Here is a 15,093-nt window from a genome sequence, read left to right as displayed (position 1 = left end):
TCTCTTACTCCGCCGCGACCATGTTCACGGGATCGCGCACGCCGATATCGTCGATGTCGGCCTTGTGCGAATACTGGTCGATGCGCGCTTCGATCTCGTGACGGAAATGCGTGATCAGGCCCTGGATCGGCCAGGCCGCCGCGTCGCCGAGCGCGCAGATGGTGTGGCCTTCGACCTGCTTGGTCACTTCAAGCAGCATGTCGATCTCGCGCTTGTGGGCGCGGCCCTCGGCCATGCGGGTCAGGACCCGCCACATCCAGCCGGTGCCCTCGCGGCATGGCGTGCACTGGCCGCAGCTCTCGTGCTTGTAGAAATAGGAGATGCGGGCGATGGCGCGGATCAGATCGGTGGACTTGTCCATCACGATCACGGCCGCGGTGCCGAGGCCCGAGCGCAGCTTGCTCAAGGAATCGAAATCCATCGGCGTGTCGATGATCTGCTCGGCCGGCACCATGCGCACCGACGAGCCGCCGGGGATCACGGCCTTGAGGTTGTCCCAGCCGCCGCGAATGCCGCCGCAATGCTTCTCGATCAGCTCGCGGAACGGAATGCCCATGGCTTCTTCGACGTTGCAGGGCCGCTCGACATGGCCGGAGATGCAGAAGAGCTTGGTGCCGACGTTGTTCGGGCGGCCGATGCCGGCGAACCACGCCGCGCCGCGGCGCAGGATATCCGGCGCAACGGCGATGGACTCGACGTTGTTGACGGTGGTCGGGCAGCCGAACAGACCGACGTTCGCCGGAAACGGCGGCTTCAGGCGCGGCTGGCCCTTCTTGCCTTCGAGGCTTTCGAGCAGCGCGGTCTCCTCGCCGCAGATATAGGCTCCGGCGCCGTGGGCGACGTAGATGTCGAACGGCCAGCCGTTGACGTTATCCTTGCCGACCAACTTGGCGTCGTACGCCTGGTCGATCGCAGCCTGCAGATGCTCGCGCTCGCGGATGAACTCGCCGCGGACATAGATGTAGCACGTGTGCGCGTTCATCGCGCAGCTCGCGATCAGGCAGCCCTCGATCAAGAGATGCGGATCGTGCCGCATGATCTCGCGATCCTTGCAGGTGCCGGGCTCGGACTCGTCGGCATTGACGACGAGATAGCTCGGCCGGCCGTCGGTCGATTCCTTCGGCATGAAGGACCATTTCAGACCGGTCGGGAAGCCGGCGCCGCCGCGGCCGCGGAGCCCCGAGGCCTTCATCTCGTTGATGATCCAGTCGCGGCCCTTGTCGATGATGTTCTTCGTGCCGTCCCAGGCGCCGCGGCGCCGCGCGCCCTCGAGCCCCCAATCGTGGAGGCCGTAGAGGTTCTTGAAGATGCGGTCCTTGTCCTCGAGCATATCAGTGCTTTCCGATCAACGATTGGACTGCTTGTAGGCAAGTCCGGCGGCGCAGATACCAAACGTCAGCGCCCAGAGCAGACTGGATTCCAGCGACGCGTTCAGGCCGAAACGCTGAAGCAGGAAGATGAAAGCGGCCGCCACGACGGCGTGCATCGCGATGAAGCCCCACTTCTTCATGGCACCGCTCCCCTGCATTGCCGGCGACGAGAGATCACGCATCAGGTGACCTCCTTCAGCGTGGTCGGCCCGGTGATCGGCGCCGAGTACTGGCGGCCGTTCTGCGGACCCGGCTTGGGCGGGTTGCCCGAAGCAAAACCGTCGAGCACCTTGCCGAAGCTTTCCTTGGTCAGGTCCTCGTAAGTATCCTTGCCGATCAGCACCATCGGCGCATTCACGCAGGCGCCCAGGCACTCCACCTCTTCCCAGCTGAAATTGCCGTCCTTGGAGAGATGGAAGGGCTCGTGATGGATGCGGTGCTCGCAGACGTGGATCAGATCCTCGGCGCCGCGCAGGCGGCACGGCGTGGTGCCGCAGACCTGGACATGGGCCTTCTTGCCGACCGGGGCGAGCTGGAACATCGTGTAGAAGGTCGCGACCTCCAGCACGCGGATATAGGGCATGTCGAGCATGTCGGCGATGACGCGGATCGCGGCTTCCGACACCCAGCCGTCGTTCTGCTCCTGCGCGCGCCAGAGGATGGCGATGACGGCGGAGGCCTGGCGCCCGGCCGGATATTTCGCGATCTGCTGCCTGGCGAATGCGAGGTTCTCCTCCGTGAACGCAAAGCTCGCGGGCTGGACTTCCTTCGGTGCTAATCGGCGAACGGACATCTCTAATCTCTCACTGCATACGGCGCGCGGTTTTCGCATTCAGGGCATCGATCCTGTCCTGCCAGAATGCGCTTGCGGTGCCGAAAACGTTGTAGCCGACGTGGGTCGAGACCTTGATGCGGTCGAGGATCGACAGCTCGGTCACGGTCTCCATCCGGTTGCTGCGCGGATCGAACACGATCAGCTTCAGCGGGGTCTGCTCGAGGATGAAGCGCGACACGGCATGGGAGCGGTCGCTGCCGTGCTCCTCGCACATGATGACGCTGTCGGCCTCGAGCAGCCGGGCGCCGCCCTTGATCGCCTCGATCTCGACGCCCTCGACGTCGAGCTTGATCAGGTATTTGCCGGTGGCCGCGACCCTGCCGTCGTCGATGAGGTTGTCGAGCGCGATCACGGACACTTCTTCACCGCCCGCCGACGGATCGCCGGCGATGCTGAAGGCCTCGTGCTTGGTGCCGGACAGCCGCGCGGTGCCGCGGGCCGCGCCGATGGCGCATTTCATGGTCTCGAAGCGGTTGCCGTTGACGCGGGCGTTGTTGGCGAGCTTCGGGTAGTTCTGGCCCGACGGCTCGATCGCGATCGCCTTGTGCGAACCAAAGGGCTTGCTCGACACCAGCACCGACCAGTAGCCGTAATTGGCGCCGCAATCGAGCAGCGTGTAGTCGACGTCGATGGAGTCGGCGAACAGCAGCTCGAGCTCGTCCTCGTAATTGTAGGAGCGGTTGAGCAGCTTGCTCCAATAGCCGTCGCCGTAGGGGAATTCGAACACGGCGTCGGGATTGAGCCTGATCGCGATGTTGCGCTCCGGCAGCGTCTTGCGCAGCAGATTCGCGCAGGCGATGTAGCCCATGTGCGAGAAATGCGAGGAGATCTTCGATCCCGTCACCAGCGCCAAGGCAGCCGTCCGCTCCCACAGGTTGGCCCCTTCAAGGGCCCCCGAGGCGCGGTCAAACTGGATTGGCGCCTGCGCCATCACCGATCGACCTCTCCGAACACGATGTCGAGCGAGCCGAGGATCGCCGAGACGTCGGCGAGCAGATGGCCGCGGCAGATGTGATGCATGGCCTGCAGATGCGCAAAGCCCGGCGCGCGGATCTTGCACTTGTAGGGCTTGTTGGTGCCGTCGGCGACGAGATAGACGCCGAACTCGCCCTTCGGCGCTTCGACCGCGGCGTAGACCTCGCCGGCCGGCACGTGGACGCCCTCGGTGTAGAGCTTGAAGTGGTGGATCAGCGCTTCCATCGAGCGCTTCATCTCGCCACGGCGCGGCGGTGCGACCTTGTTGTCCTCGACGACGACGGGGCCCTTGCCCTCAGGCGCGTTCAGCTTCTGGATGCACTGTTTCATGATGCGCACGGACTGGCGCATCTCTTCCATGCGGATCAGATAGCGGTCGTAGCAATCGCCGTTCTTGCCGATCGGAATGTCGAAATCCATCTCGGCGTAGCACTCGTAGGGCTGTGACTTGCGCAGGTCCCAGGCCGCGCCGGAGCCGCGCACCATCACGCCCGAGAAGCCCCACTCCCAGGCCTCCTTGAGCGGCACCACGCCGATGTCGACGTTGCGCTGCTTGAAGATGCGGTTGGCGGTGAGCAGCCGGTCGAGGTCGTCCACGACCTTCAGGAACGGATCGCACCAGGCCTCGATGTCGTCGACCAGTTTCTGCGGCAGGTCCTGATGCACGCCGCCGACGCGGAAGAAGGCTGCGTGCATGCGGCTGCCCGACGCGCGCTCGTAGAACACCATCAGCTTCTCGCGCTCTTCGAAGCCCCACAGCGGCGGGGTCAGCGCGCCGACGTCCATCGCCTGCGTGGTGACGTTGAGCAGATGCGACAGGATACGGCCGATCTCGCAATAGAGCACGCGGATCAACTGGCCGCGGCGCGGCACCTCGATGCCGAGCAGTTTTTCGGCCGCGAGGCAGAAGGCATGCTCCTGGTTCATCGGCGCGACGTAGTCGAGCCGGTCGAAATACGGGATCGCCTGGAGATAGGTCTTCTGCTCGATCAGCTTTTCGGTGCCGCGGTGAAGCAGCCCGATATGCGGATCGACGCGCTCGACGATCTCACCGTCCAGCTCCAACACCAAACGCAGCACGCCATGCGCCGCAGGGTGTTGAGGACCAAAGTTGATCGTAAAGTTGCGAAGGTTTTCAGCTTGCTCGTTCATGGTCAGGCCTTCGGTCCTGCTTTCTCATCGCCAGGAAGGGGGTAATCCGCACCCTCCCACGGCGACAAGAAGTCAAACTTGCGGAATTCCTGGTTGAGCCGCACGGGCTCGTAGACCACACGCTTCTCCTGGTCGTCGTAGCGGACCTCGACGAAACCAGTGAGCGGGAAGTCCTTGCGCAGCGGATGCCCCTCGAAGCCGTAATCGGTAAGGAGGCGGCGCATGTCGGGATGACCGACGAAGAACACGCCATAGAGGTCGTAGGCCTCGCGTTCGAACCAGTCCGCACCCGGGAATACGTCGATCAGCGATGGCACCTGCGTGGTCTCGTCCGCCTGGGCCCGGAGCCGGACCCGCGTGTTCAGCGTCGGCGACAGGAAGTGATAGATCACGTCGAAACGCTTCTCACGATCGGGATAGTCCACCGCCGTGATGTCAGTGATGTTGACGAAACGGCAGTTCGGATCGTCGCGGAGGTACTTGACCACCTCGACGATCTTGACGGCCTCGACATCAACCGTGAGCTGGTTGAAGGCCACCGTATGACCGGTGGCGGCGCCCGGAAGCGCGCTAACGATCGTCTGCCCCAGGGCGTCGAGCTTGGCGTCGTCCATGACGTAAAACCTTAGCGTTCGATGGTGCCGGTGCGCCGGATCTTCTTCTGCAGCAGCAGCACGCCGTAGAGCAGCGCTTCCGCCGTGGGCGGGCAGCCCGGCACGTAGATGTCGATCGGCACGATACGGTCGCAGCCGCGCACGACCGAGTAGGAATAGTGATAGTAGCCGCCGCCATTGGCGCAGGAGCCCATCGAGATGACGTAGCGCGGCTCAGGCATCTGGTCGTAGACCTTGCGCAGCGCCGGCGCCATCTTGTTCGTCAAGGTTCCCGCGACGATCATCACGTCGGACTGGCGCGGCGAGGCGCGCGGCGCGAAGCCGAAGCGCTCGACGTCGTAGCGCGGCATCGACACCTGCATCATCTCGACCGCGCAGCAGGCAAGGCCGAAAGTCATCCACATCAGGGAGCCGGTGCGCGCCCAGGTGATGAGGTCGTCGGTCGCGGCCACGAAGAAGCCCTTGTCGGACAGCTCGGAATTGACCTCGAGGAAGAACGGATCACTGGCCCCGACCGGCTTGCCGGTTGACGGATCCAGGATGCCTTTCGGGGCCGGCGCGACGACCGGACCGGCGGACGGTGCAGGGTTCAATCCCATTCCAGTGCTCCCTTCTTCCACTCATAGGCGAACCCGACCGTCAGCACGGCGAGGAACACCACCATGGACCAGAAGCCGGTCGCGCCAAGCTTGCCGAACGCCACCGCCCAGGGAAACAGAAACGCCACCTCGAGGTCGAAGATGATGAAGAGGATGGCGACCAGATAGAAGCGGACGTCGAACTTCATGCGGGCGTCGTCGAAGGCGTTGAAACCGCACTCATACGCCGACAGCTTTTCCGGGTCCGGCTGCTGAAACGCCACGATGAAGGGCGCGATCAGCAGCACCAGGCCAATGAGGCCCGCTACCCCTATAAAGACGACGAGTGGTAGATAGTTCTGAAGAATGCCGCTCATTGACGAGCCCTTTTTCCCGCAGCCTCGGGACAGCCACGGATTCGTCCGATTTGGAATTATTCTGAGCCTTAGCGCAGTGCACCAATGGGCGCAAGACACGCTCTTTTCAGGCCCTTTGCCGCTCCCAGAACCGTGAAAATCCCGGAATCACCCCGCGGCTGGTATGGAGCAGATCGCCTGCCCCAGCAAGGGCAGTCACGGTTTCGCAGGTCAGCAGTTCTGAGATTGCGGCGCTCGGGCCGGGACAGCTATGCGCGATGCGCTGACAACCAAAATGCTCGGCTTTCTTGGTGCGGCAGCACACTCAAACCCCGGCAATGACTGCCGCAGGGCCCCCTCCGCCGCCGCAGCAGCAGATTTTGCCGACAGTCTTCCAGAGCAGCGCAGCCAAGGGAGCCGATCATGACGCCCGCCGCGATCAGTACAGGCGCTGCGGAAGACACTATCCACAGCTGCGAGCGATGGGAAGAGCCATGCGTCACGACGAGGCCGGGTCTCGTCTGGCGAATGCGTCGGCCCGCGCCCATCCCGGACCGGCCGCGAGCGCGGCGGCGGCGACCTGGTCGGTCGCTCGCGCCGCGCCCAGATGAGCTTCGGGCTGGGGGGCATGGCCTGCAGGCTCATCGATCTCCTGACGGAGGATCCGCGTTCGGACGGCTGGGCGGAGCAGAAGGACGATCGCGATCAGCTGGTCCAATTCTCGGAGCCTGCCGCCGCAACGTCCTGCCCTCGCCTGACCTCACCACTTGTAGGAGACGCTGGCGGTGATGCGCCGGCGATCGCCGTAGAAGCAGGACGTGGTCGACGCACAGCTCGCGACATAGATCTTGTCGGTCAGGTTGATCACGTTCAGCGCCGTGCGCCAGTTCTGCCATTCATAATGGAGCGCGAGATCGCCGAGCACGACTGCGGGAACCTCGAGCGTATTGGCTGCGTCCGCCCAGGACGAGCCGATGTAGCGCACGCCACCGCCGAAGCCGAACCCCGCGAGCGGCCCGTCCCTGAAGGTGTAGTCGGCCCAGCCCGACACCAGGAGTTCAGGCGTGTTGGTCGGCGTCTTGCCGACGAGCGCCGGATTGAGATCCTTGCTGGTAAAGAGATCGTAGGCCGTGAAGGCACCGATCAGCTTCAGCTCCTTCGTGGCGTTGGCCACCGCTTCGAGCTCGATGCCGCGCGAGGTCACCTCGCCCGTCTGGTTCTGCAGCGTGGTGATCACCGGATCGGTGGTGGGCACATTCTGGCGCTTCAGATCGAACACCGAGACGATAAAGTAGCCGTCAAATCCCTTCGGCGCGACCTTCACGCCGACCTCGACCTGTCGCCCGGTTTCCGGCAGGAACAGCTGATTTTGCGCGTTGAGGCCAATGACCGGATTGTAGCTGGTTGCATAGGAGACATAGGGCGCGATGCCGTTGTCGAAATTGTAGATCAGCCCGGCCCGCCCGCTGAACCTGCTGTCGTCGCGGCTGGCGAGCGTCGCGCCGCTATCGCGGGCGACCTGCGTCGTCTCGACCCAGTCATTGCGACCGCTCAGCACCAGCGTGAAATTGCCAAGCTTCATCTGATCCTGAAGATAAGTGCCTGCCTGCTTCTGCGTGATCTGGAAGTTGCGGAACGGGGCGCCCGTGAGCGGAATGTCGAGGCCGTAGACGGGGTTGAAGACATTGATCGAAGGGACGGTGCCGAAATTGAAGCTCTGGTAGTCGTCGATCTGATAGCCCTTGAGATCGACGCCAAACAGCATCGTGTGCCTGACGGGACCGGTGTTGAAGCGATACTCCAGCTGGTTGTCGAGATTGGCCTGGTTCGCGGTGTTCTTCGCATACCAGTTATAGCGGCCCATCGTCGCCGTGTTGACGTTGTCCCAACCGTTGCCGATGTAACCGCGATAGGTCAGGTCGATATGCGCAAATCTGGCATTCTGCCGGAACGTGAGATCGTCGGTGAGATTGCGCTCGAACTGGTAACCGAGCATCGCCTGCTCGCGCGTGAACTTGTCCACGCTGGGATCGCCGACGAAGAAGCTGGTCGGAATCTTGCCGAACGGCGCGTTGGTCACCGTGCCCTGGTAAGGCAGGAAGTTGATGCCGCGGGTGTCCGTCTTCGACGCCGACGCAAGAACCGTGAGGGTCGTATCGGCATCGGGCTTCCAGGTGAATGACGGTGCGATGAAGTAGTTGTTGTCAGGCGTGAAGTCGACCTGCGTCCCGCCGTTCCTGACCTCGCCGACGACGCGGTAGAACAGCTTTCCGTCCTGGGGCTGCGTTGCCACGGGACCACCGACATCGAAGCCGACATAGGCGTTGCCGAAATTGTTGACGCCGGTCTCGATGTAACGGATCGGCTCGGCCGGCGGCATCTTGCTGATGACGTTGACGATGCCGCTCGGGCTCGATCCGCCATAGAGCACGGCGGACGGACCGCGCAGCACCTCGACGCGCTCCATGTTGGACGGCGGCAGCCGCCAGCTCGCATAGGACGTGTAGAACAGCTGCAGGCCGTCGAGGAACAGCCCGATGTCGTCGGACTTGAAGCCGCGGATCAGCCACCAGTCGTTGCGGGTGTCCGCACCGAATGTCCCTGCCCGCACGCCGGCGGTGTAGCGCAGGGTTTCGTCGAGCTTCATCGGCTTCTGGTCGCGGATCTGCTCGGCGCTGATCACCGACACGGACTGCGGCGTCTCCATGATCGGCGTGTTGGTCTTGGTGCCGGACGAGCTGCGGCCGGCGACGTAGCCGTTCACCGGGCCGCGCGGCGTCTCGACGAAGCCGACATTGCGCTGCGGCTGCTGCGGTCTGTTTCGAGTGGCGACCTGTTCCGACGCCCGCGGCAGACGGCGCTGAGGAGTTGTGGCTGCGCGGCGGCGCGCTTCCGGCGCGGTGACGGTCACCGCCGGCAGGTTCTGTGCGCCACTCTGCGAGGAAGATTGTGCGAGCGATGCCTGCGGCATCAAGACCCAAGCGGATGCCGTCGCCAACACGGCCGACCGCAGCATTCCAAGACTGTTCAACGCGCCACCCCAAAGCTGCATGTGTGATGCATCATGCCGCCTGTCCCGGACGGCATGCGCTTGCGATGACGCTTATGTGAGGGTGCGCGATTTCCCTAATTGAAAGCTTCTTAGAAGAGCTCTTAGAAACGCTCCAACATTTCCAGTTGTTGCAGCGAGATCAGCGCGCATTCTTCTCGCTCTCGAACATCCCGGCGACGATCGCCGTGAGCTGATCGACCAGCACTGCATGATACCCGCTGCGCTGAAGCCGCCGCGATCGCAGTTTCTCGCGATCATATTCGGATTTCCAGATTTCACGATCGGTTTGCACGCCAACGGATTTGCGAACGGGCGGCTGATCCGTTCCTGTCCCGACCGGCCGCCTCGGCGCCGCCACGCCGTTCGTCCGGGCCGAGGCCGACCGCTGGCTGTGCTCGGACGAAACCAGCCAGGCGGAGAGATGAAACCATTTTGCGGAACCCGCGAAACCATCCGGAAACAGACGGTCCTTAAGACAAGAGCCATAGACGGCGGCAAAGCCCGTCGGGAGGCTCAGATGAACCACTCAATTCACTCTGCTGATCGTGCGACCCACCTGAAGATCGTGGTGGTGGCGCTGGTGGCCGGCATCATGGTGGCCGGCTTCGGGATCGCAGCCCGCACCAATGCCGATTACGGCCAGACGGCCCAGTCGACGCCTGTGATCAAGGCCGGCAAGCCGGTGGCGGTGACGAGTGCGGCGAGCTCGGAGATTCGCTGATACGTCCTCTTCCGGGCTGACCCAAGGCCGCCTTTCGGGCGGCCTTTTTCGTTTTCCGGGGCAATGCTTAGCCGAGATGCACCGGCGAAGCGCAACGTCCTTGACTTCACCCAGCCCCGCCTTTAATTCCCCCTCGTTCCGCGCGCATCGAGCGAACCACGCGGGAGTAGCTCAGTTGGTTAGAGCGCCGGCCTGTCACGCCGGAGGTCGCGGGTTCGAGCCCCGTCTCTCGCGCCATTTTGGCAATCCCTTCATAGCCTTAGCTGAGCTTCTTAGTCATCTTTCGCGGCTATGCGGGCTATTGCCGTCGTCCACCGGGAACCCGCGGCATATTCAGCTAGCGTCCGAATCGTTGTCACATTGACCCGAATGTAGATCGCGAACAGCCATTTGAGGCATTAACGGTCTTGTCCATGGATGCTGACGATGGCGGCCTGCACGACCTTGCCCGTGATCACCTCGACGGTACCCGAGCGACGGAAATCGTGGCCGAGCGCCCGACGCTCCAGGGCCCGAATTCGGCCTCCCGGCCAGCCAAGAAATCATCCCAATCGCTCGTCGTTGGCAGACGAAATTGGCAAGCCGCTGCGATCTCTTCGCCTGGTCACCCAGCATTCTCGCAAGAGCTAGTCTAAAAGGGCGTCTCACCGCGCAGCGTGAGCTAAGGCGCGACCCAACGCCTAGGGATCGTGGGAACTGGCTCCGGCGACCCGTTCTTCCAGCGCATCTGCCAGACAGGGACTTCAAGGGGGCCACAGAGGCTGTGCAGATCGTCCAGTCTCTCGAAGGTCTCTCCGACAACAACGGCCTTCAGGGCATCGCCGTAGTCGAAAACGATGGCGGGGTGCTCGGTATCCCAAATCAGCCAGCGATATTCTTTCTCCGACTGCCAATCCAAAGCCTTATCGAAAAACAGCGCCTGCGAGTGAATCTCCGCGTGCTCGGTCATCGCCTGCATCATGCCGACACTCTTGATCCGATCGTAATTCAACATGAACGGGTTTAAGACAGGGTGGTTTCTGAAAATCCTCGGGGTATTGGCGTAGCGAACGCGATTGACGATCAGCTTAGAGCCCTTCGGAGCTGACGCGCGAACAGCTTTATCAAGCAACTCGCGATCAAAGACCATGCAAGCGCCGCGGTAATTGTCGGCATATTGCTGCCACATGCGCGGGCGCGAAAAACCTCGACTCCAGACGGCGTTTATGTCTCCTCGATTGAGTGCAGCAGGATCATCCAGGGTTACACATAGCACCTTGGCAAAGTTCTTGGCGTGGGCAGTCGCTTGGTGTTCGAGGTCTTCAAAGTCTATGTCGCCGAAGCTGCCGCTGGCAGCAAAACCAAACTGCCAACTTCCGAATTCCTTGGGATCGTTCAGCTCGGGGAACGGCGAAAGACGCAGGGTCTTTCTTTCGATCTCCATCAACGCTCGCTCAGCCGTCCGATAGCGATAGACGTAATGATCCGTTGAATCGAGGTGATACCCGTTGAATTGTTCGAGCACCTGTCCGGGAAACACTTAGCTTGGACCTAGGCGGTGAGCGCAGAGGGAGCCGGCGGCGGGAACGAGTAGATTTCCTCGAATTGCCCTTCGACCACCCGGCCAACTCTCCATCGATTGAAATAAGCGATCTCCAGTCGCGCAACCTCGGCGACCACTCCTGTCGCGAGATCGAACGTCCGCTGGTGCATGCCGCTGTCCTCATACCCGCGAATGAATTGCTTTGAGCCGGCGCAGATCAGAACGGACCCTGGCGTTGAGCCGGCCTCAGCAACGCTCGTGAGGACGGGTCGTAAAACGACGTCCGGCAAATAGATGACCGTCTGATGGCGCAGGCCTCCTACTTGGATCCAGCCAAACCGTCGATCTCTCGATGCTGGCCCTGGGAGAGAAAGGGCAGCCCTCGTACTTTCGGCAATGCCAACGCAAAGGGCGTAGGTGCCGCCACTCGATAGATCGAACTGGAAAAATCCACCAAGCGGGACCTGATCAAATTTGGTGACGATCCCGGGAAAATCAACTTGCATATTCGCCCCTCGTGCCTGTGCAGTGATCTCCACCAGTTATGGATGTGGGATCAGGCTCGCAACCATGGGGCGAGAACCTTGCGTGCGGGTACTCAGCATTGCCCTCTTAAGCGTTCCAGCTTTGGCAGCCTCCCATTTGGCGGCGGAAAAGTTGGAACTGCAGTTGAACTAATCAGGCGATCAGCCGGCCTGTCACGCCGGAGGTCGCGGGTTCGAGCCCCGTCTCTCGCGCCATTTTGGCAATCCCTTCATAGCCTTAGCCTGAACTTCTCCACGCCTGTCGCATTTGCCGGCGTCCGGCGGGAACTCTCGGCATAGTCAGCCCACGCCCGAATCGTCTACGCCTTCCGAGACTTAGAGGGATCCCCACGCGTTTCCGGCTTTTCCGGGGCTTCCTGTGGATCGAGGAGGCCAGTCATGGCTAAGAAGGATTCGGCTAAGAAGGATTCGGCTAAGAAGGCTGCCGCTCCCGCGACCATCACGCTCAAGCACCTCGCCGCCGATATCGCGGAGCGCCAGGATCTCTCGAAAAAGCACGCCGAAGCCGTCCTGTCCGATATGGTCGACCTGATCACCAAGCACCTCAAGAAGGGCGACCGTGTCCGTATCGTGGGCCTTGGCATTCTCCAGGTCCGCAAGCGCGCCGCCCGTACCGGCCGCAACCCCGCCACCGGCGAAGCGATCCACATCAAGGCCAGCCGGAAGGTCGCGTTCCGCCCGGTGAAGGAACTGAAAGAGGCGATCTAGCACTTACGATTCATTAGGCCTATCGGAGCTCGTTCGGCCGCATCGCGGCCGGCTTTTCTGATATACCGCCTGCTTCCCTCAAGTTCGGCGGTTCGACCAGAAATGTCCTCTCTCACCTTTTCGCACACCGTGACCGAGCGCTTCCTGCGCTACGTCACCATCGACACCCAGTCCGATCCGGAATCCCCCCGCTCGCCCTCGACCGAGAAGCAGAAGGATCTCGGCCGCGTGCTCGCCGCGGAGCTGAAGGCCATCGGCGTCGAGGACGCTCATCTCGACGAATACGGCTATGTCTACGGCACGATCCCGGCCAACACCGACAAGAAGGTGCCGGTGATCTGCTTCTGCTCGCACATGGACACCTCGCCCGACGTCACCGGCAAGGACGTCAAGCCGCAGCTCGTAAAGAACTATCGCGGCGGCGACATCGTGCTGCCCGGCGACACCAGCCAGGTGATCCGCTTCAATGAGCATCCGGCGCTGAAGAACCAGATCGGCAACGACATCATCACCACCGACGGCACGACGCTGTTGGGTGCCGACAACAAGGCCGGCGTCGCCGAGATCATGGATGCCGCGCATTTCTTCCTCAACAACCCCGATGTGAAGCACGGCACCATCAAGATCCTGTTCACGCCGGACGAGGAGATCGGCCGCGGCGTCGACAACGTCGACCTGAAGAAGCTGGGCGCCGATTTCGCTTACACCATGGACGGCGAGAGCGCCGGCTGCGTCGAGGACGAGACCTTCTCGGCCGACGGCGCCACCATCACCATCCACGGCGTCAGTGCCCATCCCGGCTACGCCAAGGGCAAGATGGAGCATGCGATCAAGATCGCCGCCGCCATCGTCGAGCGGCTGCCGAAGGAAGGCTGCTCGCCGGAGACGACCTCGGGCAAGCAGGGCTTTCTGCATCCGATCGGCATCGAGGGCGCGCTGGAACAGGCGACGCTCTCCTTCATCGTCCGCGACTTCACCGAGGAAGGACTGAAGGAGAAGGAGGTCCTGCTCGAGGGCATCGTCAAGGACGTGATGAAGGACTATCCGCGCTCGACCTACAAATTCGAGATCAAGGAGCAGTACCGCAACATGAAGCAGGTGATCGATCGTCACCCGCATGTCCTCGAATATGCCATCGAGGCGATCCGCCGCGCCGGCCTGCGCCCGATGCGCACCGCCATCCGCGGCGGCACCGACGGCTCCCGCCTGTCCTTCATGGGCCTGCCCTGCCCCAACATCTTCGCCGGCGAGCACGCGTTTCATTCGCGGCTCGAATGGGTCAGCCGGCAGGACATGGAAAAGGCGGTGCAGACCATCGTCCACCTCGCCATGATCTGGGAGGAACGGGCCTAGGGCCCCTCACCGTCGCAATATCGAAATGGCCGGGCTCACGCCCGGCCATTTGCTTTGAGATTACGGCACCGGAATCGCGCGCGGAGTGCGGTGGAAGCGATTTGAACTCGCCATCCAGTTCGGCAGCGGTGCGCCGTCACGATGCCGCCCACCGGCGGCGGCCGCCGCCCAGGCCACCACCGCTCCGATCAGGGTCGCGGCTGCGACCGAGAACGCGACGATGATCGAGTTGCGCCGCGCCCGGTTGATGGCCGTCTTGGACTCCGCGATCAGCGCATCGACCCGTTTTTCGGAATCGGGCGCCGCAAGACCCGTGAGCGCGGCCACCTGCTGCACGAGATGGGCCCTGTCGTCGGTGGTGACGCCGCTGTGGCTGGACGACGTCATCAGGATGCGTCCTGCTTCGGCGCGCGGTTCGCGAAGGTCCGTGTTCGGCGGACGCCGCGGCGCGCGGAACAGCTTGTCGAGCTCATAGCTCAGCAGGGGCTCGGCCGCGGACGTACCGCCGGCCGAGCTGCGCAACGGCGAACGGTCAACCGCCGATGCGCCGAGCAGCGCAAGCAAAGCGGCTCCGAGCAGCACGGCGAGCGCCCAGGACGTCAGCCCATGCAGCCCGTCCCGCCGCTCGCCGTCGTCCTCGATCGTCGCCAGCGCGGGTGCCGGCCGCGTCGTCCGTCCGGCGATGTAGCCGCCGAAGCCGAAGCTGATGACCGCCTGGATGATCAGATACAGCCCGGAGAGCAGGGCCAGCGCAGCCGAGGCATCGCGCCAGGTCGGCGAGGCCGAACTGACACCAAGGCCGATCGCAACACCAAAGCTCAGCAGGATGAACGACATCGCGCCCGCCGCAAGCGCACCTGCGAACACCGAGCTCCACTGGATGGTTCGGGGAGCCTCGTCCTCCAGGCCGCCTTCCAAGATCTCTTCGCGCATGAGAGTTTCGACCGTCATCGTAGCGCTCTCAGCGCAGGCCGAAGAACGACAGGATCGCCATGATGACCACGATCAAGCCGATCAAGTAAATCAGTCCGTCCATTGTTGGTCCTCCTCAGTTTATTTATTCCGGTCGCTAATCGCGAGGTATGAGGAACGTTCCTAATTGGACGGAGCGGCGGGAACGAACTGCGGAATTGAGGGTTATCGGCTCAAGTCCCAAGGATAGAGATTGTGAGCACACAAGGCCTCAGCCCGTTCGTTCGGGCTGGGGCCTTTTCGCGTTGCAACCAGCTTGCCCGCGCCTGTCCTATGTTAACGACGAAGAAGCCGGGATCATCAAAGATGCGATCGGGGCGGACCCTCCAGATCAGGAGCA

Annotated in this window: 16 protein-coding genes and 1 tRNA gene; 4 read left to right on the top strand and 13 right to left on the bottom strand. The window is 62.7% G+C overall.

Annotated elements, in window-relative coordinates:
* Nucleotides 1-4 precede the first annotated feature (4 nt).
* The 10 genes from nuoF to AC1RQP_RS00535 form a co-directional block, all read right to left on the bottom strand.
* Nucleotides 5-1,330 carry an NADH-quinone oxidoreductase subunit NuoF gene (nuoF, locus tag AC1RQP_RS00580; RefSeq protein ID WP_131868153.1) on the bottom strand — a complete coding sequence of 442 codons (1,326 nt, stop codon included), beginning with the start codon at nt 1,328-1,330 and terminating at the stop codon, nt 5-7.
* A 15-nt stretch (nt 1,331-1,345) separates the two neighbouring features.
* Nucleotides 1,346-1,552, bottom strand: a complete 207-nt coding sequence (locus tag AC1RQP_RS00575) for a hypothetical protein (RefSeq protein WP_194393700.1) — start codon at nt 1,550-1,552, stop codon at nt 1,346-1,348.
* Nucleotides 1,552-2,163, bottom strand: a complete 612-nt coding sequence (nuoE, locus tag AC1RQP_RS00570; RefSeq protein ID WP_492935569.1) for an NADH-quinone oxidoreductase subunit NuoE — start codon at nt 2,161-2,163, stop codon at nt 1,552-1,554. Before nuoE ends, AC1RQP_RS00575 begins: the two co-directional genes overlap by 1 nt.
* Before the next feature lie 10 nt (nt 2,164-2,173).
* Nucleotides 2,174-3,136 carry an FkbM family methyltransferase gene (locus AC1RQP_RS00565; protein WP_492935568.1) on the bottom strand — a complete coding sequence of 321 codons (963 nt, stop codon included), beginning with the start codon at nt 3,134-3,136 and terminating at the stop codon, nt 2,174-2,176.
* Nucleotides 3,136-4,332, bottom strand: a complete 1,197-nt coding sequence (locus tag AC1RQP_RS00560) for an NADH-quinone oxidoreductase subunit D (protein ID WP_492935567.1) — start codon at nt 4,330-4,332, stop codon at nt 3,136-3,138. The genes AC1RQP_RS00565 and AC1RQP_RS00560 overlap by 1 nt, the downstream gene beginning before the upstream one ends.
* Before the next feature lie 2 nt (nt 4,333-4,334).
* Nucleotides 4,335-4,946 carry an NADH-quinone oxidoreductase subunit C gene (locus tag AC1RQP_RS00555; RefSeq protein WP_492935566.1) on the bottom strand — a complete coding sequence of 204 codons (612 nt, stop codon included), beginning with the start codon at nt 4,944-4,946 and terminating at the stop codon, nt 4,335-4,337.
* Between the two features lie 11 nt (nt 4,947-4,957).
* Nucleotides 4,958-5,539 (bottom strand): NuoB/complex I 20 kDa subunit family protein, encoded by a 582-nt coding sequence (locus tag AC1RQP_RS00550; protein WP_492936351.1) that lies wholly within the window; start codon nt 5,537-5,539, stop codon nt 4,958-4,960.
* Entirely contained in the window at nt 5,536-5,901 is a 366-nt protein-coding gene (locus AC1RQP_RS00545) for an NADH-quinone oxidoreductase subunit A (protein ID WP_008136158.1), read from the bottom strand. Before AC1RQP_RS00545 ends, AC1RQP_RS00550 begins: the two co-directional genes overlap by 4 nt.
* A gap of 739 nt (nt 5,902-6,640) precedes the next feature.
* Nucleotides 6,641-8,896, bottom strand: a complete 2,256-nt coding sequence (locus AC1RQP_RS00540; protein WP_492935565.1) for a TonB-dependent siderophore receptor — start codon at nt 8,894-8,896, stop codon at nt 6,641-6,643.
* A 175-nt stretch (nt 8,897-9,071) separates the two neighbouring features.
* On the bottom strand, nt 9,072-9,458 hold the full coding sequence (locus AC1RQP_RS00535; protein ID WP_492935564.1) for a hypothetical protein: 387 nt from the start codon (nt 9,456-9,458) through the stop codon (nt 9,072-9,074).
* Between AC1RQP_RS00535 and AC1RQP_RS00530 the strand changes: the two genes are divergently transcribed.
* Both AC1RQP_RS00530 and AC1RQP_RS00525 read left to right on the top strand, forming a co-directional pair.
* Nucleotides 9,450-9,653: a hypothetical protein gene (locus tag AC1RQP_RS00530; RefSeq protein WP_239623856.1), complete on the top strand. Its 204-nt coding sequence runs from the start codon at nt 9,450-9,452 to the stop codon at nt 9,651-9,653. The two genes, AC1RQP_RS00535 and AC1RQP_RS00530, sit on opposite strands and share 9 nt — an antisense overlap.
* Nucleotides 9,654-9,813: 160 nt before the next feature.
* Nucleotides 9,814-9,890: transfer RNA gene (locus tag AC1RQP_RS00525), tRNA-Asp, on the top strand.
* A gap of 424 nt (nt 9,891-10,314) precedes the next feature.
* Here the strand turns inward: AC1RQP_RS00525 and AC1RQP_RS00520 are convergent.
* Together AC1RQP_RS00520 and AC1RQP_RS00515 are read right to left on the bottom strand one after the other, a co-directional pair.
* The gene (locus AC1RQP_RS00520; protein WP_492935563.1) at nt 10,315-11,172 is read right to left on the bottom strand and encodes a DUF2971 domain-containing protein; all 858 of its coding nucleotides are present in this window, start codon (nt 11,170-11,172) and stop codon (nt 10,315-10,317) included.
* An 11-nt stretch (nt 11,173-11,183) separates the two neighbouring features.
* Nucleotides 11,184-11,681, bottom strand: coding sequence for a hypothetical protein (locus AC1RQP_RS00515; protein ID WP_492935562.1), 498 nt, complete (start codon nt 11,679-11,681; stop codon nt 11,184-11,186).
* Nucleotides 11,682-12,098: 417 nt separating this feature from the next.
* On the opposite strand from AC1RQP_RS00515, the gene AC1RQP_RS00510 reads away from it, so the two are divergent.
* Together AC1RQP_RS00510 and pepT are read left to right on the top strand one after the other, a co-directional pair.
* Nucleotides 12,099-12,428, top strand: a complete 330-nt coding sequence (locus tag AC1RQP_RS00510; protein WP_492935561.1) for an HU family DNA-binding protein — start codon at nt 12,099-12,101, stop codon at nt 12,426-12,428.
* A gap of 102 nt (nt 12,429-12,530) precedes the next feature.
* Nucleotides 12,531-13,781, top strand: a complete 1,251-nt coding sequence (gene pepT / locus AC1RQP_RS00505) for a peptidase T (protein ID WP_492935560.1) — start codon at nt 12,531-12,533, stop codon at nt 13,779-13,781.
* Nucleotides 13,782-13,841: 60 nt separating this feature from the next.
* Here the strand turns inward: pepT and AC1RQP_RS00500 are convergent, their stop codons facing one another.
* A complete protein-coding gene (locus tag AC1RQP_RS00500; protein ID WP_492935559.1) occupies nt 13,842-14,732 on the bottom strand; it encodes a phage holin family protein in 891 nt (296 codons plus the stop codon).
* Nucleotides 14,733-15,093: the final 361 nt, after the last annotated feature.

The sequence above is a fragment of the Bradyrhizobium sp. GW821-FHT13H06 genome (genome assembly GCF_058803975.1).
Note: the sequence above shows the minus strand (reverse complement) of the source record. Positions and strands in the feature narration are given on the sequence as shown.